This is a genomic window from Amycolatopsis coloradensis (assembly GCF_037997115.1).
Lineage (GTDB): Bacteria > Actinomycetota > Actinomycetes > Mycobacteriales > Pseudonocardiaceae > Amycolatopsis > Amycolatopsis coloradensis_A.
Window position 1 is genome coordinate 2,561,753 of the sequence record NZ_CP150484.1, and the last position, 19,794, is coordinate 2,581,546.

Sequence of the window (19,794 nt, forward strand, 5' to 3'; positions counted from 1 at the left end):
ATGCGAGCATGTCCCAGGTCGCCAAGCGGCAATTCAACGTCTATCTGCCGAACGACCTCATCAAGCGGGTGAAGCACGCGTCCGTCGACGCCGACGAGTCGCTCTCGTCGTTCGTCGAACGGGTGCTGGAGGAGTACCTGCGGCGGACCAGTGAGGAACGTGAGCGATGAGAGTCATGCCGATCCGCTACAGCGCGGACGTCGAGGCGATGACACGGTTCTACGAGACGCTCGGCCTCCGCGTCGGGCCGGTGTCACGGCCCGGAGGCTGGGTCGAGATGCCCGCCGCGGGCGGGATGCTGGCCATCCACCGGTCCTCCGGCGACGACGTGGGCCGGTGTGAGCTGGCCTTCGAGGTCGAAGAACCGTTGGAGGACGTCGCGGAACGCCTGCGAGCGGCCGGATTCGAGCCGGGCCCGCCGATGGACGAAGGCTTCGGTCACTCGTTGCGCGTCCAGGACCCGGACGGGGTGTGGGTGCAGCTCAACCTGTACGACCGCGACCTCTACACGTGACCGAGACCCGGCGCGCGGGTCCGCTGTTCCTCGCGGTGGGCATCGTCGCGCTCGAGTTCGCGGCGGCCGTCACCGGTTTCGTCGCTTCCAGCCTGCTGCCGATCGTCGCCGCCGATCTCGGCGCGAGGAACGACCTCGGGCTCCTGATCGCCGGCTCGACACTGGGATTGTTCGTCGCGCTTCCCTTGGCGAGCCGGGTTCTCGGCAGGCTGGGCCCGCGCGGCACACTCGCCGTCGGGATGGCCGCTTACCTCGGCGGGCTCCTCCTGGCCGCGACGGCACGGACGGCATGGATGTTCGCCCTCGGCCAGTTCGCCGCCGGGCTCGCCGGCGGGCTGTTGGCGATTTTCGGCATCAGCTCGGCGATCCGGCATCTCGACGACCGGCTGCGGATCCGCGTGGTCGCGGCGTCCTCGGCGATGTGGATCGTGCCCGCGCTGGTCGGCCCGGCCGCGACCCTCGGCCTGGAACATCTCGTCGGCTGGCGGTGGACCCTGCTGCTCCCGGTGCCGTTCGTCCTCTTCGGACGGTTGCTGGTCGTGCGCGCCGCTCGCGGCGAACCGTCCACAGAGGACGGACAGCGACCGCTCGCGAAGACGCTGACCGTACCGCTGGGCGCGGCACTCGTCGTGTTCAGCGCGGGTTCCTGGCCGCTCGCGCTCGCCGGGGCGGCGATCACCGTCGCCGGGATGACCGCGATCCTGCCGCCGGGCACCGCGCGGCTCCGGCCGGGAACCCCAGCCGCACTCGGCGCGATGGTGCTTTTCGCCATCGGTTATTTCGGCGCGGACAGCCTGATCACCGTGCTCCTGACGAGCGGGTTCCGGGTGAGCCTCGGGCAGGCGGCGATCGTCCTGAGCGCCGCCCCGCTCGGCTGGGCGGTGACCAGCCTGGTGACCGCCCGGTTCACCTCGGCCCGCTTCCCCGTCGTGGGCTTGGGCCTGACCGCCCTCGGCACCGCCGTCCTGACCTTCGGCGGTTCGTTCGTCACGGCGCTCGCCGCCTGGACCGTCGCCGGAATCGGCGTCGGACTCGCCTATCCTGGCCTGTACATCAGAGCCACCACCGCGGGTTCGAGCGGTTTCACCGCCGCGGAACTGGCGACCGCCGTCATCACCGCGGAATGCGTCGGGCAGCTGCTGGGCCGGGCCGTCGGTGGCGCCTTGAGCTCCTCCGGCACCGGATTGCTCGCCTCGTACACGCTTTTCGCGGTCGCCCTGGCGGCCGCCACCTACGCCGCGGCGCGCCGGGAATGAATCAGCCGGCCCGGAGATGGCGCCATGCACGTCCACGAGCACGCCGTCGGCGCCCACCGTGATCGCGGCCCGGCCCAGCGGCAGCACGAGATCGCGGCGACCGCCGGAATGCGACGGGTCGATCATCGCCGGCAGATGCGAAAGATGCTGGACCACCGGCGGCTGCGGCCTCATCTGCTTGTGCACTCTGCGCTAGCTCGACTTGGGTGCTTACTCGACCAAGGTGACCACGGCCGGGGGCCCCGATTCTTCTCCCGTCGTGCTCTCCCTTTTCTCTTGAGCAGTCGAGGAGATGCCTCGCGTGCGAGGCGGCCGAGAATCAGGGCATTGCCTGACGGCGACCCGGGGAGGACGAACGTTTCCGCATTCGCAAGTAGCTTTCCGCCTGAAGGCCCCAAAGATCGGGGGAGAGACGTGGTCGAGAATATGTCCGGCAATTCCGCAACCATCCTGGCGGAAATCTCGCGGATGGCCCCGCCGGGGCCGGGCCTTGACGAGGCGGTGCTGCCCAGGCTGCGAGAGCTGTCCGCGGCTCTCGTCGCCGCGTCCGGTGAAAGTGCGGCCGAGTTCCGGCGCTACCTGTCGGTGGCCGAGCGAAGTATCGAGGTGCCGGACGACGGCGTGCGGGAGTACCTCGCCGGGCGCACGGTCCTGGTCACCGGAGCGTCCGGATGCATCGGAACGGCGTTGCTCCGGCGGCTCGCGCGAGATCGGCCCGGCCGCCTTGTCGCCTTGGACCTGGTCGCGCCGAGGGCTCCGGTCGCGGCGTACCACCAGGTGGACGTGCGGGACCGGGACGCGCTGGTGAACACGGTCACCGAGATCAAGCCGGACGTGGTGTTCCACGCGGCCGCGCAGCGCGACCCGAGCCTTGCCGAGCGTGCCGTGCACCGAACGGTGACGACGAACGTTTTCGGTACGCGCAACCTGGTCGAGGCGTGCGCGCAGGCCGGGACAGACCGGCTCGTCCTCGCCTCGACCGGCAAGGCGCTGCGGCCCTACACGCCCGATGTGTACGCGGCCAGCAAGCGGGTCGCCGAGCTGATCGTGGCGGACGCCGCGACTCGGGGTGTGCTCCGGGCGTCAGCCGCCAGATTCACCCACGTGGTGGACAACGCCATCGTGCTGGATCGCTTCCGGAGCTGGTGCCGTCGCGGCGAGGTGGTTCGGCTGCACTCCGTCGACAGCATGTTCTACGCCCAGTCGGCCCGGGAGTCCGCCCAGCTCATGCTGGTCGCCGCGGTCACCTCCGCGGAGGACGGCCTCGGGCTGCACGCGATCAGGAACCTGGGCTGGCCGGTCGCGCTGCTGGACGTGGCGCTCGGGGCGATGGCCGAGCAGGGCGTGGCTCCGCTGCACATCTCCGGCTACGACCCCGGCTACGAGGAGCAGGCCTTCCCCGGCTTGTACGACCCGACGTTCGCCGGCGACCTGAGCCCGTTGATCAACTCTTTCGAGGCGCCCGGAGCCCGGGCCAGCGCCTCGCCGGACGTCGACCTCGTGGTCAACAAGGTCACCCTGCCGGAGGATGCGCGCCATCGCCTGGACGAACTGGACGCGTTGTGTGAGACGGAGCGCGACGCCGAGGTCGTGCGGGACGGCTTCGATCTGCTGTCCCGGACACTGCTCGAGGTCACGCTGGCGAGCGTGCCGCAGGACGTCCTGCGGCGGGTGGTCGACCTGGCCAGACCGCATGTGCACCGGATGAACGAAACCAACATGTTCATTCACCACCGGGTCCGCATGCGCGCGGGCCAGGTCACCCGGCCGTCGTCCGCGCCGGTGGGGATTCGGAACGAAGCCGCGTCGTAGTGACCGGGATCCCTGGAACAGAACTGCGCCGTTCTCCTGCGACGAGGTCGCCGCTGTACCACCGACGGCTGGTGCTGTTGTGCGTCAGCCAGGCGGTGGGGTCGATCGGGCTGGCGGCCGGGGCCGTCGCCGGACCTTTGCTGGCCGAGACCGTCACCGGCTCGGCCGCCTATGGACCGCTTCCCTTGGGCCTGTTGGTGATCGGTGCCGCGTTGTCCGCACCGGTGGTCACCGGGGCGATGCGGTGGGTCGGCCGGGCCAGGGGCCTGGCCGCCTGTCATGTGGTCGCCGCCGCCGGGGCTGCCGTCGTCGTGCTGGCCGGCGCGCGGCACCTGGCTCCGCTGCTGTCAGGCAGCTTGCTGCTGGGAGTCGGCAACACCGGGGTGATGCTCGGCCGGTACGCGGCGGCGGATCTGGCCACCCCGGAACGCCGGGCCGAGGCGATGGGTGTGGCCATGGCCGCGGTGACCGTTGGCGCCGTGGCCGGTCCGGCGCTGCTCGGCCCGGCCGGTGTGCTGGCCGCCCAGCTGGGCTTGCCCGCCGCGCTCGGGCTGTTCGTGCTGGCGCTGGCGCTGTTCCCGGTGACCGGGGCGATCGGGCTGCTGGCCGACCGCGGTGCCGAGGACCGGTCACCGGCCGCTCGGGCGCGCACGGTGACCGCGGCGAGCCGCGCGCGGCTCGCCCCGTTGCTGGTGCTCGCGGTCACCAACCTGACGATGGTGTCGGTGATGGGTGCGATGCCCAATCACCTGCGGCACCACGACTGGGACCTGCACGGGGCCGGCCTGGTCATCGGGACGCACGTTGCCGCCATGTTCGGCCCCTCGCCGCTGACCGGGCGGTTGATCAGGCAATTCGGTTACCGCAGGGTGTCGTTGTCCGGCGCGGTGCTGATGGTGGCCGCGATGGTGGTCGGTGTCTTCTGGACCGGCGAGGGAGATGTGGTCCTGCTCCTGCTCCTCGGTCTGGGGTGGAATCTGCAGTTGCTCGGCGGCACCGCATGGCTGATCGACGTCACGCCGGATGGGCTGCGGCACCGGGCGGAGGGGCTGGGCGAGGTGGTGATGGGCATGGCGGCCGCGACCGGCACACTGCTCGTCGCCGGTCCGCTGCTCGCCATCGGCGACCTTCCCATGCTGTGCCTCGCTTTCGTGGCGCTCAACGTCGCGGCCACCGCGGCGTTCGCAAGGGGTGGGCGTCGATGAGCCGGGCCGTGCTGTTCGACTTTTCCGGCACCCTGTTCGACGACACGTCAGTGCTCACCGGAGCCCGGCTGGCCGCCCGCTGTGCCAGGCGGGACGTCCGGCTGACCATGGCCACCGCGAACGCGTTCCTCGCCGCCATGCAGTCCACTGTGGACTCTCCGGCCGGACGGTCGGCCTTGCGCGGCGCGGACGGCGACTCCGGTACCCACCGCGCGCGGTGGACCGCCCTCGCGGAGTCGGTGCCAGGGGCCGGACCGGCGATCGCCGCGGCGTACTACGACTGTGTCACCGACGTGCGCGCCTGGCTGCCATACCCCGACACGGCCGCCACGCTCGGCGCGCTGAGGAGGGCCGGGGTTCCGGTCGCGGTGGTCAGCAACACCGGCTGGGACATCAGCGGTTCGTTCAGCGAGGCAGGCCTCGCCGGGCTGGTGGACGCCTTCGTGCTCTCCTGCGACCTCGGCCTCGAGAAGCCGGATCCGCGGCTCTTCGAGACCGCCTGCCAGAAGCTGGGTGTCCAGCCTGCCGACGCGCTCATGGTCGGCGATGATCCGGTCCGTGACGGTGGGGCCGCGGCGGCCGGTGTCCCGGTCTACCTGCTGCCCCGGGACCGTGCGGGCGACCGGCCCCGGGGCCTGTCCGCTGTGCTGAGGCTGGTCGGAGTGGAAGGAGTCGCATGACCATGACACCTGGGCGGGCGCCGCTGGTCGTCGCCTCGAACCGCGGCCCGGTCGAGCTGCGCGTGGACGAAGACGGCCGGGTGGTGGAGAACCGCGGCGGCGGCGGGCTGATCGGCGTGCTCGGACCGGCGTTGGCCAGCCGGAACGGAACCTGGGTCGCCGCGGCGCTCACCGAGGAGGACCGGCGCGCGGCCCGAACACGGGAAAGCGGGACGGTTGTCGAGCTGCCGGAAGGCGCGGTCCGGCTGCGGTCGCTTGACCTGGACCGACAGGACTACGACGGCTACTACCGCGACATTTCCAACGGGTTGTTGTGGTTCCTGCACCACCAGATGCTCGATCCTGCCCGTGAGCCGGTGATAGACGCGGGGCTGCGCGAAAGCTGGCGGGCCTTCCGTCGGATCAACGCGCGGTTCGCGAGCGCGTGCGCGAGCGAAGTCGCACCGTCCGGCCGGGTCCTGCTCCAGGACTACCACCTGTCGCTGGCCCCGCGGCAGCTCCGCACCGCGCGGCCGGATGTCGGAATCGCCCACTTCACCATGATCCCGTGGGCCGATCCGGCCACCTTCCGCGCGCTGCCGCCGGACCTGGCCACCGAGCTGCTCGACGGCATGCTCGGAGCCGACCTGCTCGCCTTCCTCGTGCCCCGCTGGGCAGAAGCGTTCGTCGCGACCTGCGAGGCCGCCGGCTACCCGGTGGATCGCGGCCGCGCCACGGTCACCGACCGCGACGGCAGGCGGGTCGGGATCTGTTGCCTTCCGGTCGGTGTCGATCCCGACCGGCTACGCCAGGCCTCCGCGGGCGCACCCGCGGAGGCGCACCGCCGAGAGCTGCGGCGGCTGGTCGGCGACCGCCGGCTGGTCGTGCGCGTCGACCGGATGGAACCCTCGAAGAACCTGCTCCGCGGGCTGGACGGGTTCGCCGAACTCATCGGCAGGGACCCGTCCCGGCGCGAACGAGTGGTGCACTACGTCCTCGCCTACTCCTCGCGCCAGGGCGTTCCGGCCTACCAGGCCTATGACCGCGAGGTCCGCCGTCGCGTCCAGCTGATCAACGAGCGGTTCGGAACGCCGGATTGGCAACCCGTGGTGCTGGAGACCCGCAACGACTTCGAGCGTGGCCTAGCCGCGCTTACGCTGGCTGACGTCCTGGTGGTCAACGCGGTCCGGGACGGCATGAACCTCGTGGCCAAGGAGGGCCCGGTGGTCAGCCGCCGTGATCTCGCGCTCGTGCTGTCCACCGAGGTGGGCGCGGCCGACGAACTCGGCGATGCCGCGATCATGGTGCACCCCTTCGACGTCAGCGCACTGGCCGACGGCATCGCGGCGGGGCTGGACATGCCGCGGGCCGAGCGGTCGGAGCGGCTGACCCGGCTGCGCAAGGCGGCGGGCGCGCTGCCGCCCCGGCAGTGGTTGGCCCAGGCCGTGCACGAACTCGACCAGCGGTTGGCCCGCACCGAAGATCCGCGGACCGATCAGGAATCGGAAAGCACCGGAAACCGGCCTCACCTCGCGTGACCGTCATGGACATCAGCATTCACGGGAGCTTCCTCCCGCAGAACGACCCTGAAGCCGCGTTGACGTTCTACCGCGACATCCTCGGTTTCGACGTGCGCAACGACGTCGGCTAGAGCGGGATGCGCCGGCTCACCATCGGCGCAGCTGACCGGGACCGTGGCCCCTTAGAGCCTGTTGGCGGAGCTGCGACGTGCCTCGCGAAAGGGACATAACGCGTGAACCCGCCCCGGCCGAAGGCCCCGCTATCGCGGTGGCAGGGCGCCTCTGTCACCAACGTGAGAGGTATGACCAGGTCGCGCCCTGCCGACGCGATCGCGGACGCGGGTTCACCAACAGACACTTACACTGCGTGGCATGACGATCTACCGGATGGATCACGCCGGCATTGTGGTCGAGGATCTCGCGGCCGCTATCGCGTTCTTCGTCGAACTCGGCCTGGAACTGGAGGGCGAGTCAGTGGTCGAGGGTAAATGGGTGGACCAGATCCTCGGGCTTGACGACGTCCGAGCGGACATCGCCTTCGTGCGGACCCCGGACGGCCACAGCCGGGTCGAACTGTCGGCCTTCCGCACGCCGGTGGCCACCGGTGCCGGGCCGAGGATGCAGCCGAACACCCCGGGCATCTCTCGCCTCACGTTCGCCGTCGACGCCATCGACGACCTCCTCGGCCGCCTGCGCGCCCACGGCGCCGAACTCGTGGGCGAGGTGGCGCAGTACGAGGACTACTGCCGGTTCTGCTACATCCGCGGCCCCGGGGGCATCATCATCGGGCTGGTCGAGGAGCTCTGAACAACACGCCGAGTGCCGGCGTCACCGGATGCAGGCCGCGATGGCGGCCTGCAAGTCCGCGACGCTGCCTGTCGAGGAGAAGCCGCCGACCGCGGAGATGACCGCGACCGTCTCGGCGGGCGTGCATGCCGAGCCGTGCGCACACGACGGGACAAGCCTCAGCCGCTTGAAGTCCGCGATCGCCGCCCGCTGGTATGCCGGATAGTCGGCGGGGCGTGCGTCACCGCGAGCGGGGATGGACCCCTTCCTGGTGTTGAAGGCCAGCTGACCCTCGAGGCTGGCCACGGTCTTCAGCCAGTCGTTCGCTCCCGCCGCGTTGGGGGCGTTCTCGGGCTGGACGAATGCGTCGCCGAGCCACTGGAAGGTCCCGTCGGCACCCGGGAACGGCTGGTACGAATAATCGGTGAACCCGTTGCGCTCCAACTCGCCGACGACCCAGTCGCCCATGAACAGGTAGCCGGCTCTGCCGCTGCTCAACAGCTTCGCCGCCTCGGTCCAGTGCAAGTTGTCGCGGTCCGGGTTCGAGTACGACAGCAGCCTCTTGTAGTCGTCGAGCACCCCGGTGACGTCACCTTTGGACCAGTCGGCCTTCGCGGTCCACAGCGCCTCGAACCGTTCGGCTCCGAGTTCGGCGAGCAGAAGCCCCTCGAGAAGTTCAAGCTGGGTCCAATTCGCGCCGAGCGCGAGCGGGTGATCGACGCCGGAGGCGCGGAGCACGTCCAGGTGGTGGATGAACTCGTCGAGGGTCGTGGGCTGGTCAGTGAGTCCAGCCTTTGCCAGCGCCTCCAGGTTGCTCCACAGCAACAAGCGGTGGATACCCGCGGGCACACAGTAGATGCTCCCGTTCACGGTGATGGCGTCGAGCAGACCCTTTGGCAGGACATCGATCAGACCCCACTGCGCGAACTGGTCGTTGAGATCCGCGAGTTGTCCGGCGTCGATGTAGTCCATCAGTTCCCCGCCGGGATGCACTTGGAAACTGTCCGGCGGGTCGTTTTCCCGCAACCGGGACCGGAGTGCCGCTACCGGGTCCGCCTGCCCACCTCTGGCGAGGACCGGATTGACGAATTCCCGCTCGGGACACCGTTGGGCGAACACCCCTGCGAGGGAGTCGACCGCGGCCTTCTCGATGGCCCTCTCGGGATCGTCGTCGGTCGCCCATGCGAAGACCTCGACTCTGTGGTCCTCTCGGTTCGAGGGCTCGATACTCATGCCGCGCTACGTTCCTCGCTCGCGTCAGGAGACTTCAGATCGGCGCCGCGCGGCTGAACCGGCGCCGCGGGCTCGCCCGGCTTGCGGCCGAACCGGCGCATCATGGGTGTCTCCACGAAACGGAACAGGAGCCATCCACCGAGCAGGGTCATGGCGAACATGCCGAGCGAGAGCAGCAGGGCGCCCGCCAGGTCGTACTTCGGACCGCCCGTCACGGCCCGGAAGTAGAAGACCGTCACAGCCTGGCACATGTAGAAACCGAAGGAGATCTTCCCGAGGAACACCATGCGCTTGCCGCGGACAAGGGTTCGCGTTCCCCGCAGGTCCGCGTTGGCGAAGGCGGCCACCACGATACCGATCGGGGCGAGGGTGATCAGGTTGAGTGCCAGCTGCACCGGTACGAACAAGGTGGCGGCGTAGCCGACCGCCATGATCAGTGTCGCGACCAGCGGGCCGAGCCGGGCAGGCCACTGTCCCGTGATGACGATGCGAGCAAGGAACATGCCGAGCAGGAACTCGAAGATGCGCCCGACCGGGAAGAGATAGGCGAGCCAGTACTGCGTGTCGGACATGGGCACCCCGGAACCGGCGGCCGGGCCGGGGATGAAGGTGGAGACGGCCAGCTGGTACAACCCGAGGCCGACGACCATCGCCGCCGCCCCGATCCACAACCCGCGTGAGGACAGCCGGAAGAGCGGCTTCACGAGGAAGGGGAAGGACAGGTAGAAGAGCAGCTCGGCGCACAGCGACCAGGCCGGCACGTTCATGGACTGGCTGATCGTGTAGGTCGGGAACCACGACTGCACCAGGAAGAGGTTGGGCAGCCACACCTGCCAGCTGACGACGCCGCCGGCGAACAACAGCATCACCGCCGCCCACATGACCAGGTGGTTGGGGAAGACCTTCACCAGCCTGCGGCGGATGAACGCTCGCGCCGACGTACCGGGCTTCGCTGACCAGGTGATCACGAATCCACTGAGTACGAAGAAAAAGGAGAGTCCGATGTAGCCGCTGTAGCCGAAGAACCAGTAAATCGACTCCGCGAGGCCGGTGTCGGCGAACGGACTGATCGCCGGCCAGCTGAAATCGAGCGGGTTGACCAGAACGGTGATGTGGAAGAGGAACGTCATAAGGGCGGCGACAAAACGTATCCCTGTCAACGAGTCCAGCGTCTTCGACGGCTGTGTTGTCGCACTACCGGAGCCGGGGCTGACCGGCACAAGCCTCGCCCTGTCGCCGTTGCTGTCACTCACGACCTACTCCTTCGCGCTGGTCGGCTGATTCTCTGGTGGAACCGTACGGTTCGACGATCCGGATGGACGTCTCCGTGCTTGCGGCCATCGGGGTGGTGGGGCGGGAGTCGTTGGCGGGCAAGGATTCGCGGATCCTCTTTGCCCGCGGTACCGCCTCGCTCACGCCGCCCGGTCCGCGGGGGCGGTCGTCCGCACGACGCCGGCCAGGGCGCGCAGCACCGTTTCCTTGTGCTGCCGGAAATAGAAGTGATCGCCGGGGAAACAGCGAACGCCGATCTCACCGGTCACGTGCCGTTGCCATGCGCGCAGCGCATCGGCGCCGATCGCGTCTTCGCTGCCGCCGAACACGGTCAGCGGCACGGGCAACGGGGTGTCGGCGCGCCATTCGTAGGTTTCCAGGATCTGGTAGTCGGCCCGAAGGTATCGGGCGACCCTGGTCTTCCGCTCGGGATCGGCCAGAACCTCGCTGGACAGGCCGCCGTGTCGCCTGCCCACCTCGTTGAGGAGGTCGTCTTCGGGCAGATGGTGGATGGACGGCTCGGTACGCGGTATCGAGGGTGCCGGGAAGCCGGAGACGATCAGGTGGTTCGGCAGCCCGCGCCCGGCGCGGCGCAGTTCCCTGGTGACTTCGTAGGCCACCAGTGCGCCGAAGCTGTGTCCGAACATCGCGTACGGCGCGCCGGCCGGCATGATGCCGACCACCTCGGCGACCAGTTCGTCCATTCGCGTCAGTACGGGTTCGGAAAGGCGGGAACCGCGACCGGGCAGTTCGACGGCGCTGATCTCGACGTCGGGAAGAAGGCGTGACCAACGGACGAATTCCGCCGCGGCACCTCCGCCGTGCGGGAAACAGAACAGCCGTGGCCTGCCGGGCCGCGCTGGGCCCCGGATGAGCCATCGGCCGGTCGTGCGCGCGTTCATCATCGTTGGCCTCCTGCCCACTCGGCGGTCACAAGACGAGCTCGCGTCGCCGGTCGGTGCGTCCCGCGGATCGACGATGTCGACGGTGAACCGGGTGACATGTCCTTGCCGGCCAGCATGGTCGGTGGTGAGACACCGGACGCCTTCCGGCGTGCTCTGTGCTGAGCATGGCGTGAGGAAGGCTGCCGGCGGGCCGATACCGCATGTGACGAGACGTGCTCGCTGTCGCGTCTGCGGGATAGTCGGCTCCGTCCACGTGAGCCGATGCCGGGTGTCCTCGAGCGACGCGCCCGCGGACGGACGTGATCCCACGACATCGGGAGTGATCTGCGTGACTCAGGAATCGATCGAGGTGCGCGGGGGCGCGCGCCCGGCGCTGACGAGCCTCCGGTTCTTCGGCGCCTTGCTGGTTTTCATCACCCACGCCGCGTACCTGGCGCCGTTCGCGAGCGTTGCCCTCGCGGGCGGCTTCATCTTCATCGGCATCAATGCCGGGCACTTCGGTGTGTCGTTGTTCTTCGTGCTCAGCGGTTTCGTTCTCACTTGGTCGACCGGGGCGGGGGTCCGGTGGCGCGACTTCTACCGCCGACGCTTCATGAGGATCATCCCGAGCCACCTCGTGGTGTTCGTCCCGGCGCTCGTCGTGACGTTGCTGGTCGCGGGGATCGGGCTCTTCCCGCTCCTGTTCAATTACCTGTTCCTGCTGCAGGCTTGGGTCTGGGACTTCGGTTTCGCGTCGCAATCCCCCAACCCCCCGACGTGGACGCTGGGGGTCGAGATCTTCTTCTACGCCCTGTTCCCGCTGTTCTACATGCTGGTGCGGCGGATCCGGCACAACCGAGTGTGGCACTGGTGGGTGGCCACCGGGCTGCTCGTCCTCGCCATCACGATCGTGGTCGGCGCGATCCTCCCGAGCGGCCCGCCCAGCCCCGCCTTCCCCAGCGGCACCTGGCTGCAGCACAAGGCGCTCCTGTTCTTTCCCGTCACCCGGTTGCCCGACTTCGTGATCGGCATGCTCACCGCGCGCCTGGTGCAGGAGGGTCGGTTCTTGAAGATCGGTGTCGGGTGGGCGATGGCCTTCACCACGGTTGTCTACGTCGCCACGCTTTTCCTGCCGCCCATCTACGGGTACTCGGGAATGTGGGCCTTCCCGGCGGCGCTGCTGATCGGCGCGGCGGCCACGCGCGACCCGCGCCGGCCGGGGTTGCTGGAGAGCCGCCCCGCCCTTTGGGCAGGCGAGACCACCTACGCGTTCTACCTGGTGCACCTGCCGTTGCTGTTGTTCGCGCTCTACGTGGCCGGGAACGGGTCACTGGCCGGCGCGAAGATGGGCACGGTGCCGGGGATCCTCTTCCTGCTTGGCATGTTCGTCGTCTCGCTGCTCGTGGCCCGGCTGTTGTTCGTCACCGTCGAGCGGCCCGCGATGCGGCGCTGGGGGCGCTCGCGGCGCACCGGCCCCGGCCTGCGGCCCGTCACGGTGGGCGGCGAGGACACCGTGCGGTCCGACGACGGCGAGCCCGAACGCCCTGGGCGTGCCGCGGCCTGACAGACCGCTGCCCGGCGGGCGAAGAGGCCCGCCGGGCAGCGGTACCGGCACCGTGACATGGCGACACCGAGCCACCTCGATCCGTTCTCCGGCCCGGAGGCGGCAGTTCCGGGGCCGCAGTTCAGGAGACGAGCGAGAGCGGTAGCGGGCCGGACAATGGACAGGCTCCGATCCGGCGGTCCGGATCGGAGCCGTCAGCCCACATCGACCATCGCGAGATTCCGCGTCGGCACTCCTAGCACGGGGGTCTATACCCATGCATGTCGCCATTGTCGTCCAACCAGCTCATGGTCACGTCAACCCGATGCTTCCGCTGGTCCCGGAGTTACTTTCTCGTGGCCACCGCGTCACTTACGCGACGGGCCCGGAGTGCGTACCCGCGGTCACGGCCGCCGGTGCGAAGGTCATCACCATCCCGGCCCGGGTGCCCCCCATGTACTGGCCGGAGGGGGCGAACGACGAACGTGTCGACGGGATGCTGAGCGCGCTGTCCACTGGCGTCGGGGAGAGCCTTCCGATCCTTTTGCGCGAGTTCACACAGGACCCGCCCGATGTGCTGTGCTACGACCTGACCACCGAGGTCGGGCGGATCCTGGCGAAGATTCTCGACGTGCCGTCGGCGGCGTTGGTGCCCCATTTCGCGTTCAACGAGGACCTCGGGATGCGTGACGCCATCGCGATCGAGGAGGATTGGAGTTCGCAGGACCCTGGGTGGCCGTGGCACCGCTACCTCGCGGCGATGGAGGAGATCGCGGCGAGGTATGGCGTGACGTGGAAGGACGACGCCCTCGACGGAACCGCGCCCGCTGATCTGAATCTTGTGCTGATTCCCAAGGATTTCCAGTACAAGGCCGAGACGTTCGACGAGCGGTTCCAATTCATCGGGCCGCTGGACAACAGCCGGGTCCAGATCGGGCAGTGGGCGCCGAGGAACCCCGCCGCGGAATTGTTGTTCATTTCGTTCGGCACGTTGTTCAACAACAATCCTCAGTTCTACCGCACTTGTTTCGAAGCGTTCGGTGATCTCGATTGGGAGGTCGCGATGGCCGCGCACAAGCTGGATGTCGCCGAACTCGGTCCCATTCCATCGAACTTCGAGGTGCGTCCGCATTTCCCGCAGCTCGACGTCTTGCGAAATGCCTCGGCGGTCGTGTCGCACACGGGGATCAAGACCCTTATGGATGCCACGACATGCGGCGTCCCGATGGTGATCGTGCCACCGGTGCCGATGTGCAAGCTGATCGCGCGGCGTGCCGAGGCTGTGGGCCTGGCCCGATGCCTCGACCCCGTCACCCTGGACGCCGAGACGCTGCGGAACGCCGTCGAACAGATCCCGCACGACGAGGAGATCCGTCTCGGTGTCAAGCGATACCAGCAGCTCATCGCCGACTGCGGTGGCGCGAAGGCGGGGGCGGACGCACTCGAGGCGTACCGAGGCTGAACCGCGCTGCCAGCTGGCTGCCTGCCCGACCGGGAGGACGTTAATGAGCGACCGCAAGGAAAAACTACTAGACGACGTGGCCAAGTACCACGCCGATGTCAGCACGTCCCGACCGTTCGTTCCGGGGCATACCGAGATCTGGCCCGCGGGCGCGGTGCTGGATGCCGCCGACCGCACCGCGCTGGTCGAGGCGGCTCTCGACCTGCGGATCGCGCATGGGCGCTCGGCGCGGGAGTTCGAGTCGGCGTTCGCGCGCCGCATCGGGGTCCGCAAGGCGCTGCTGACCAACTCGGGGTCTTCGGCCAACCTGCTGGGGATCACGGCCCTTACCTCGCCGTTGCTCGGAAAGCGTCGCCTGCGGCCGGGGGACGAGGTCATCACCGTCGCCGCCGGCTTCCCGACCACGGTGAACCCAGTGGTGCAGAACGGCTTGGTCCCGGTGTTCGTCGACGTCGACCTGAAGACTTACAACGCGACGGTGGAACAGGTGGCGGCGGCCATCGGTCCGCGGACGCGGGGGATCGCGCTGGCACATACGCTGGGCAACCCCTTCCCGGCCGCCGAGATCGCGTCGCTGGCCCGTGAGCACGACCTGTTCCTGCTCGAGGACAACTGCGACGCCGTCGGCTCGCTGTATGACGGCAAGCCGACGGGCACTTTCGGCGACCTCGCGACTACGAGCTTCTACCCCGCGCACCATCTCACGATGGGCGAGGGTGGCAGTGTGCTGACGTCCAGGCCCCTGCTCGCCAAGATCGTCGAGTCGCTGCGGGACTGGGGCCGCGACTGCTGGTGCGCGCCGGGCGCGAGCGACACCTGCTGCAAGCGATTCGTGCAGCAGAAGGGCACGTTGCCCGCCGGCTATGACCACAAGTACGTCTACTCCCACGTCGGTTTCAACCTCAAGTCCACCGATATCCAGGCCGCGCTCGGTCTCTCCCAGCTCGACAAGCTCGACTGGTTCACCTCGGTCCGGCGGGAGAATTGGGCCCGGTTGCGGGCGGCGTTGGAGGGAACGCCCTACCTGCTGCTGCCCTCGGCGACCCCTGGCAGCACCCCGAGTTGGTTCGGCTTCGTGCTCACCCTCACCGCGGACGCCCCCTTCGGCAGGCCGGAGCTGATCCGGTTCCTCGAGGAACGCAAGATCGGCACCCGTCACCTGTTCGCGGGCAACCTCACCCGGCACCCCGCCTACCAGGATGTGCGCTATCGCGTCGTCGGGGAGCTCACCAACAGCGACATCATCACCGAGCGCTCCTTCTGGGTCGGGGTCTACCCAGGGCTGACCGCCGAGATGATCGACTACATCGCCGCGTCGATCCGATCCTTCGCCGAGAACAGGGGCAGAGCCGTTGCCTGAGGTCCTCGTTCCTTCCGGCTGGTCCGCAACCTCGAAGTGGTGCGCGGGCTCGGCGCTGGAACACCATGAGTTCGGAACAAGGACAGCTCGATCCAGCGCTGGCCGGAGCATCGGGGTCTGCGCCAGGGGCCTCTGAAGCAGGATGACTGGCCGGAAACGATCACTTACCGCTCGAGATCTTTCATCGAAGCCATTCGTATTAGGAGAACACTCGTGACGACAACCGGACCGCTTCCGTCCTGTTTGACCCCTGCCGAGCTCGAAGCACTCGACCGGCGCCACCTGATCCGCTCGATGCACCGCGGCGACATCGCCGACCGCGTCATCATCGTGCGTGGCAAGGGCTGCACGGTCTGGGACTCCGAAGGCAACGAACTGCTCGACGCGGCAGGTGGCGGCGTGTGGCACTCGCCGATCGGTCACGGCCGCGAAGACCTCGCCGAGGTCGCCGCGAAGCAGATGACCGAGCTGGAGTTCTTCACCAGCCTGCTCGAGTTCTCCAACGACAAGGCCATCATGCTCGCCGCGCGCCTCGCCGAGCTCGCCCCCGAGGGGATCAACCGGGTCGCGTTCTCCAGCGGTGGCTCCGAAGCCGTCGAGACGGCGATCAAGTCCGCGCGCCTGTTCCACTTCCGCAGTGGCCGCCCCGAAAAGACGTGGATCCTTTCGCGACAGTACGCGTTCCACGGCGCGACCTACGGTGCGGGCACCGCGACCGGCTTTCCCCCGATGCAGTACGGCGTCGGGCCGAACCTGTCGAACTTCGAGCACCTCTCGCCCGCCACGACGTACCGCGGCCAGTTCCTGTACGGCGGCGAGAACGCGACTGACTTCCTTGTGCGCGAACTGGAGCAGACGATCGAGCGCATCGGCGCCGACAACATCGCCGCCTTCATCGGTGAACCCATCATGGCCGGCGGCGGGGTGCTCGCGCCGCCGGAGGGCTACTGGCCGCGCGTGCGCGAAGTCCTTTCCAAGAACGGGATCCTGCTGATCGCCGACGAGGTCGTGACCGCGTTCGGCCGCACCGGCGCCTGGTTCGAGTCGGACCGGCTCGGGATGAAGCCGGACATGATCACCGCGGCGAAGGGAATCGCCGGCGGGTACGCCCCGCTCGGCGCGACCCTGATGACCGACGAGATCGCTGACGTCGTGATCGGCGAGAGCGGCTTCTTCCACGGCTACACGTTCCAGGGTCACCCGGTCGCCTGCGCGCTGGGCCTGGCGACGCTGGAAATCATCGAGAAGGAGGGCCTGATCCTCAAGGCCGACCTGATCGCGGACTGGCTGAAGGCCGGGCTGGCGCCGGTGAAGGACGTGCCGCTGGTCGGCGACCTCCGTGTCGAAGGGTCGCTCGCCTGCCTCGAACTCATCGCCGACCCGCAGACCACGCAGCCGGTCGAGTGGCAAGTCTGCGAGAAGGCGGCGTTCGAAATCCGCAAGCAGCACGGCGTGATCGCGCGGCCTTACGGTCACAACCTCGTGCTCGCCCCGCCGCTCGTCATCAGCCAGGAGGAGACGGCCCGTGCGACGGCAGCGGTCGTCGACGTGGTGTCGCGGCTGTCCGCGGACGGCACCCTCGCACCCCGCCAGTAGCCCACTGTCCTTCGGCTGCCTGAATCAGGAGAACGAAGAATGTATGACTATGTGATCGTCGGCGCGGGCTCGGCGGGCAGTGCGCTCGCGGCCCGGCTGAGCGAGGACCCCGACGTCAAGGTGTGCGTGGTCGAGGCGGGCGGCCAGGACACGGTCGAGAACATCCACATCCCGGCGATGTTCGGCGACCTGTTCCGGACCAAGGTCGACTGGGACTACGACTCGGCGGAGGAGCCCGAACTGGGCAACCGCCGGATCTTCCTGCCGCGCGGCAAGGTGCTCGGCGGGACCAGTTCGATCAACGCGATGCTTTACATTCGAGGCCACAAGAGTGACTACGACGGCTGGAACCAGCCGGGCTGGAGTTACGACGAGCTCCTGCCGTACTTCAAGCGGTCCGAGGACAACGAGCGCGGCGCGTCCGAGTTCCACGGCGCCGGCGGCCCGATGAGCGTCTCGGATGGCCGGTCGAACAATCCGATGTCGAAGGCGCTCGTCGAGGCCGCGATCGAGGCAGGCCATCCGTTCAACGACGACTTCAACGCCGGTGACCTGGACGGCTTCGGCTATTTCCAGTTGACCCAGCGGAACGGCAGGCGCTGGAGCACCGCGCAGGGCTACCTGCACCCCTCCTCGGATCGGCCGAACCTGACGGTGAAGACCAACGTCGAGGTGCACAAGGTCCTGATCGAGAACGGCCGTGCCGTCGGCATCGTCGGGGAGCGCTTCGACGAGCCGGTGACCATCCGCGCCGAGCGGGAGGTCATTCTCAGCGCCGGCGCGTACAACTCGCCGAAGCTGCTGATGCTGTCGGGAATCGGCCCGGCCGACGAGCTTAGCATGCTCGGCCTCGACGTCATCCTCGACCAGCCGCACGTCGGGCAGAACCTGCAGGACCACGCGTTCGTGCCGATGATCTTCTCGCACTCGCAGCCGGTCAGCCTGCTGATCGCGCACACGCCGGAGGCGCATCGGCAGTTCGAGGAGAATGGCGTCGGACCACTGACGTCGAACGGCCCGGAGTGCGGCGGTTTCGTCCGGACGCGTCCCGGTCTCGACGCCCCCGATGTGGTGTTCTTCGCCGGTCCGCTGATGTTTCCCGACAGCGGCTTGAGCATGCCCACCGCACACGCGATCACGTACGGCCCGATCATGCTCACCCCGCGCAGCCGCGGCCACGTCTCGCTGATCGCGGCCGACCCGACCACCAAGCCGAAGATCGAGCACAACTACTACGCCGACCCCGATGACCTGCAGACCGCGGTCGACGGTGTCAAGATCGGCATGGAGATCGCAAGGCAGGCACCGATGGCGCCGTACACGGAGACGTACTACCAGGCGCCCGAGTCGGACTCCGACGCCGACGTGCGCGCCTTCGTCCGCCGTCGGACGCACGCGATCTTCCACGCGTCCGGGACGTGCGCGCTCGGCACGGTCGTCGACGAGCAACTGCGTGTCAAGGGGATCGACGGCCTGCGGGTCGCCGACGTCTCGATCATGCCGAAGGTCGGGCGTGGTGCCCCGAACGCCACGGCGATCATGATCGGTGAGCGCGCGGCCGACATCATCGCGGGCGCGGTCAGCCGAGCGAAGGCAGCGTAAGCCCGGGCGGGTCGTGAGTGGCGATTCGGTTATTTCATGGAATACGAATCGCCACTCACGGCCTCCTTGCGTGGCTGCGAAGACCGCACGATAGGAGATGCGCTCGGTGATCGCCAGGCCTGACAATGCCGGATTGCCGCCGCTGATCCGGTTCCCGGTATCGCGAGAAATCGGATTCAATCCCGATTTGTAGGAGAAATGAGCGCTGCTATAGTTGGAGCTATGCGTAAACTCATAGTTCAGCAGTGGGTTACCGTCGACAACATCGCCGCCGAAGAAGACGGCGGCCTGAGCTTCGTGGCAGGCGAACCGTTCGACGACAACACCCAAAGTGCCTTCAAGGACAGCGTGATGGGTTTCATCGACTCGGTCGACACGATGATCCTCGGCGCCAACACCTACAACCAGACCAAGGGGTACTGGCCCTACGCCGAGGAGCAGGGAAAGTACGGCGAGAAACTCAACAACCTCACCAAGTTCGTCGCTTCGTCGAAGCTGGATGAGGCCCCATGGGGCGACTTTTCCGCCGCGACCGTGACGCGCGACCCGGCCGCCACCATCCGGGAGCTCAAGGGGCAGAGCGGCAAGGACATCTGGCTGTGGGGGAGCTTGACACTCATGCGCTCCTTGCTGGACGACGGCCTTGTCGACGAAGTCCAGATGCGGGTCTGCCCAGCGTCACGCGGTAAGGGAACGCGCGTTTTCGAGGATCGGCAAGACCTGGAGCTGCTCGAAGGCACCGCGTTCGAAAACGGCGTGGTACTCCTGCGTTACGGGATCAAGAAATAAGCGAAAAGTCCGCACTTTCGAATAAATCGGACGCCGGGCGATACCGCTCGTTTCGGTATCGTCGGCGTTCGCTCTTCCGTCACCGTTCACCGGTCACCGACATATAGCTCCGGCTGCTCCGTCGCGGCGCCGAGTGCCTCGTTATCCTCGTCGCTGGAGAACTCTCCGTAGCAGGCGTCCACCGGGGCGCGGCCAATGGCTCGTAGCTTAAGTTGATCTTGGACGGGAGGGGTCGTGAGTGGCAAGGTCGTTCTATTGAGGGGTAAGGCAAAGGTGGCAGGTTGCGAAAGCGGCTTTCGCA

The 19,794-nt window shown here is 68.2% G+C and carries 17 protein-coding genes and 2 pseudogenes; 15 read left to right on the top strand and 4 right to left on the bottom strand.

From position 1 onward, the window contains the following. Nucleotides 1–8 precede the first annotated feature (8 nt). From LCL61_RS12140 to LCL61_RS12150, 3 genes are read left to right on the top strand one after another with little or no spacing between them, the layout of a single operon-like run. Nucleotides 9–170: a CopG family transcriptional regulator gene (locus LCL61_RS12140; RefSeq protein WP_340686929.1), complete on the top strand. Its 162-nt coding sequence runs from the start codon at nucleotides 9–11 to the stop codon at nucleotides 168–170. Further along, nucleotides 167–514, top strand: coding sequence for a VOC family protein (locus LCL61_RS12145; protein WP_340686930.1), 348 nt, complete (start codon nucleotides 167–169; stop codon nucleotides 512–514). Before LCL61_RS12140 ends, LCL61_RS12145 begins: the two co-directional genes overlap by 4 nt. After that, entirely contained in the window at nucleotides 511–1,770 is a 1,260-nt protein-coding gene (locus tag LCL61_RS12150; RefSeq protein WP_340686931.1) for an MFS transporter, read from the top strand. The genes LCL61_RS12145 and LCL61_RS12150 overlap by 4 nt, the downstream gene beginning before the upstream one ends. An 84-nt stretch (nucleotides 1,771–1,854) precedes the next feature. On the opposite strand, the pseudogene LCL61_RS12155 reads toward LCL61_RS12150, so the two are convergent. Beyond that, a pseudogene (locus LCL61_RS12155) lies at nucleotides 1,855–1,944 on the bottom strand (hypothetical protein); the annotation flags it as partial. Nucleotides 1,945–2,196: 252 nt separating this feature from the next. Between LCL61_RS12155 and LCL61_RS12160 the strand changes: the two are divergent. The 6 genes and pseudogenes from LCL61_RS12160 (at nucleotide 2,197) to LCL61_RS12185 (ending at nucleotide 7,773) form a co-directional block, all read left to right on the top strand. Next, nucleotides 2,197–3,582 (top strand): polysaccharide biosynthesis protein, encoded by a 1,386-nt coding sequence (locus LCL61_RS12160; protein WP_340686932.1) that lies wholly within the window; start codon nucleotides 2,197–2,199, stop codon nucleotides 3,580–3,582. After that, a complete protein-coding gene (locus LCL61_RS12165; protein WP_340686933.1) occupies nucleotides 3,582–4,787 on the top strand; it encodes a hypothetical protein in 1,206 nt (401 codons plus the stop codon). Before LCL61_RS12160 ends, LCL61_RS12165 begins: the two co-directional genes overlap by 1 nt. Then, nucleotides 4,784–5,467 (top strand): HAD family hydrolase, encoded by a 684-nt coding sequence (locus LCL61_RS12170; RefSeq protein ID WP_340686934.1) that lies wholly within the window; start codon nucleotides 4,784–4,786, stop codon nucleotides 5,465–5,467. Before LCL61_RS12165 ends, LCL61_RS12170 begins: the two co-directional genes overlap by 4 nt. Continuing rightward, nucleotides 5,464–6,984 (top strand): trehalose-6-phosphate synthase, encoded by a 1,521-nt coding sequence (locus LCL61_RS12175; RefSeq protein ID WP_340686935.1) that lies wholly within the window; start codon nucleotides 5,464–5,466, stop codon nucleotides 6,982–6,984. Before LCL61_RS12170 ends, LCL61_RS12175 begins: the two co-directional genes overlap by 4 nt. A gap of 5 nt (nucleotides 6,985–6,989) precedes the next feature. Then, nucleotides 6,990–7,094, top strand: a pseudogene (locus tag LCL61_RS12180) (VOC family protein); the annotation flags it as partial. A 244-nt stretch (nucleotides 7,095–7,338) separates the two neighbouring features. Further along, nucleotides 7,339–7,773 (top strand): VOC family protein, encoded by a 435-nt coding sequence (locus LCL61_RS12185; protein ID WP_340686936.1) that lies wholly within the window; start codon nucleotides 7,339–7,341, stop codon nucleotides 7,771–7,773. Between the two features lie 21 nt (nucleotides 7,774–7,794). Here the strand turns inward: LCL61_RS12185 and LCL61_RS12190 are convergent, their stop codons facing one another. The 3 genes from LCL61_RS12190 to LCL61_RS12200 all read right to left on the bottom strand — a co-directional run bounded on the left by LCL61_RS12190 (nucleotide 7,795) and on the right by LCL61_RS12200 (nucleotide 11,162). Next, entirely contained in the window at nucleotides 7,795–8,985 is a 1,191-nt protein-coding gene (locus tag LCL61_RS12190) for an ABC transporter substrate-binding protein (RefSeq protein ID WP_340686937.1), read from the bottom strand. Continuing rightward, entirely contained in the window at nucleotides 8,982–10,238 is a 1,257-nt protein-coding gene (locus LCL61_RS12195) for an acyltransferase (RefSeq protein WP_340686938.1), read from the bottom strand. The genes LCL61_RS12190 and LCL61_RS12195 overlap by 4 nt, the downstream gene beginning before the upstream one ends. 159 nt (nucleotides 10,239–10,397) lie before the next feature. Further along, nucleotides 10,398–11,162 carry a thioesterase II family protein gene (locus LCL61_RS12200; protein ID WP_340686939.1) on the bottom strand — a complete coding sequence of 255 codons (765 nt, stop codon included), beginning with the start codon at nucleotides 11,160–11,162 and terminating at the stop codon, nucleotides 10,398–10,400. A 328-nt stretch (nucleotides 11,163–11,490) separates the two neighbouring features. On the opposite strand from LCL61_RS12200, the gene LCL61_RS12205 reads away from it, so the two are divergent. The 6 genes from LCL61_RS12205 to LCL61_RS12230 all read left to right on the top strand — a co-directional run bounded on the left by LCL61_RS12205 (nucleotide 11,491) and on the right by LCL61_RS12230 (nucleotide 19,493). Continuing rightward, nucleotides 11,491–12,705, top strand: coding sequence for an acyltransferase (locus tag LCL61_RS12205; RefSeq protein WP_340686940.1), 1,215 nt, complete (start codon nucleotides 11,491–11,493; stop codon nucleotides 12,703–12,705). A gap of 304 nt (nucleotides 12,706–13,009) precedes the next feature. Next, nucleotides 13,010–14,146 (top strand): macrolide family glycosyltransferase, encoded by a 1,137-nt coding sequence (locus tag LCL61_RS12210; protein ID WP_340686941.1) that lies wholly within the window; start codon nucleotides 13,010–13,012, stop codon nucleotides 14,144–14,146. Between the two features lie 43 nt (nucleotides 14,147–14,189). Continuing rightward, nucleotides 14,190–15,506 carry a lipopolysaccharide biosynthesis protein RfbH gene (gene rfbH / locus LCL61_RS12215; RefSeq protein WP_340686942.1) on the top strand — a complete coding sequence of 439 codons (1,317 nt, stop codon included), beginning with the start codon at nucleotides 14,190–14,192 and terminating at the stop codon, nucleotides 15,504–15,506. Nucleotides 15,507–15,719: 213 nt separating this feature from the next. After that, on the top strand, nucleotides 15,720–17,102 hold the full coding sequence (locus LCL61_RS12220; RefSeq protein WP_340686943.1) for an aspartate aminotransferase family protein: 1,383 nt from the start codon (nucleotides 15,720–15,722) through the stop codon (nucleotides 17,100–17,102). Nucleotides 17,103–17,141: 39 nt separating this feature from the next. Beyond that, nucleotides 17,142–18,704, top strand: a complete 1,563-nt coding sequence (locus tag LCL61_RS12225) for a GMC family oxidoreductase (protein WP_340686944.1) — start codon at nucleotides 17,142–17,144, stop codon at nucleotides 18,702–18,704. Nucleotides 18,705–18,926: 222 nt separating this feature from the next. Further along, nucleotides 18,927–19,493, top strand: a complete 567-nt coding sequence (locus LCL61_RS12230) for a dihydrofolate reductase family protein (RefSeq protein WP_340686945.1) — start codon at nucleotides 18,927–18,929, stop codon at nucleotides 19,491–19,493. Nucleotides 19,494–19,794: the final 301 nt, after the last annotated feature.

Coding starts and splice junctions, on each gene's coding strand:
- LCL61_RS12185 (WP_340686936.1), top strand. CDS start 7,339: ATGACGATCTACCGGATGGATCACGCCGGCATTGTGGTCGAGGATCTC.
- LCL61_RS12140 (WP_340686929.1), top strand. CDS start 9: ATGTCCCAGGTCGCCAAGCGGCAATTCAACGTCTATCTGCCGAACGAC.
- LCL61_RS12210 (WP_340686941.1), top strand. CDS start 13,010: ATGCTTCCGCTGGTCCCGGAGTTACTTTCTCGTGGCCACCGCGTCACT.
- rfbH (WP_340686942.1), top strand. CDS start 14,190: ATGAGCGACCGCAAGGAAAAACTACTAGACGACGTGGCCAAGTACCAC.
- LCL61_RS12175 (WP_340686935.1), top strand. CDS start 5,464: ATGACCATGACACCTGGGCGGGCGCCGCTGGTCGTCGCCTCGAACCGC.
- LCL61_RS12200 (WP_340686939.1), bottom strand. CDS start 11,162: ATGATGAACGCGCGCACGACCGGCCGATGGCTCATCCGGGGCCCAGCG.
- LCL61_RS12145 (WP_340686930.1), top strand. CDS start 167: ATGAGAGTCATGCCGATCCGCTACAGCGCGGACGTCGAGGCGATGACA.
- LCL61_RS12225 (WP_340686944.1), top strand. CDS start 17,142: ATGTATGACTATGTGATCGTCGGCGCGGGCTCGGCGGGCAGTGCGCTC.
- LCL61_RS12190 (WP_340686937.1), bottom strand. CDS start 8,985: ATGAGTATCGAGCCCTCGAACCGAGAGGACCACAGAGTCGAGGTCTTC.
- LCL61_RS12160 (WP_340686932.1), top strand. CDS start 2,197: ATGTCCGGCAATTCCGCAACCATCCTGGCGGAAATCTCGCGGATGGCC.
- LCL61_RS12230 (WP_340686945.1), top strand. CDS start 18,927: ATGCGTAAACTCATAGTTCAGCAGTGGGTTACCGTCGACAACATCGCC.
- LCL61_RS12170 (WP_340686934.1), top strand. CDS start 4,784: ATGAGCCGGGCCGTGCTGTTCGACTTTTCCGGCACCCTGTTCGACGAC.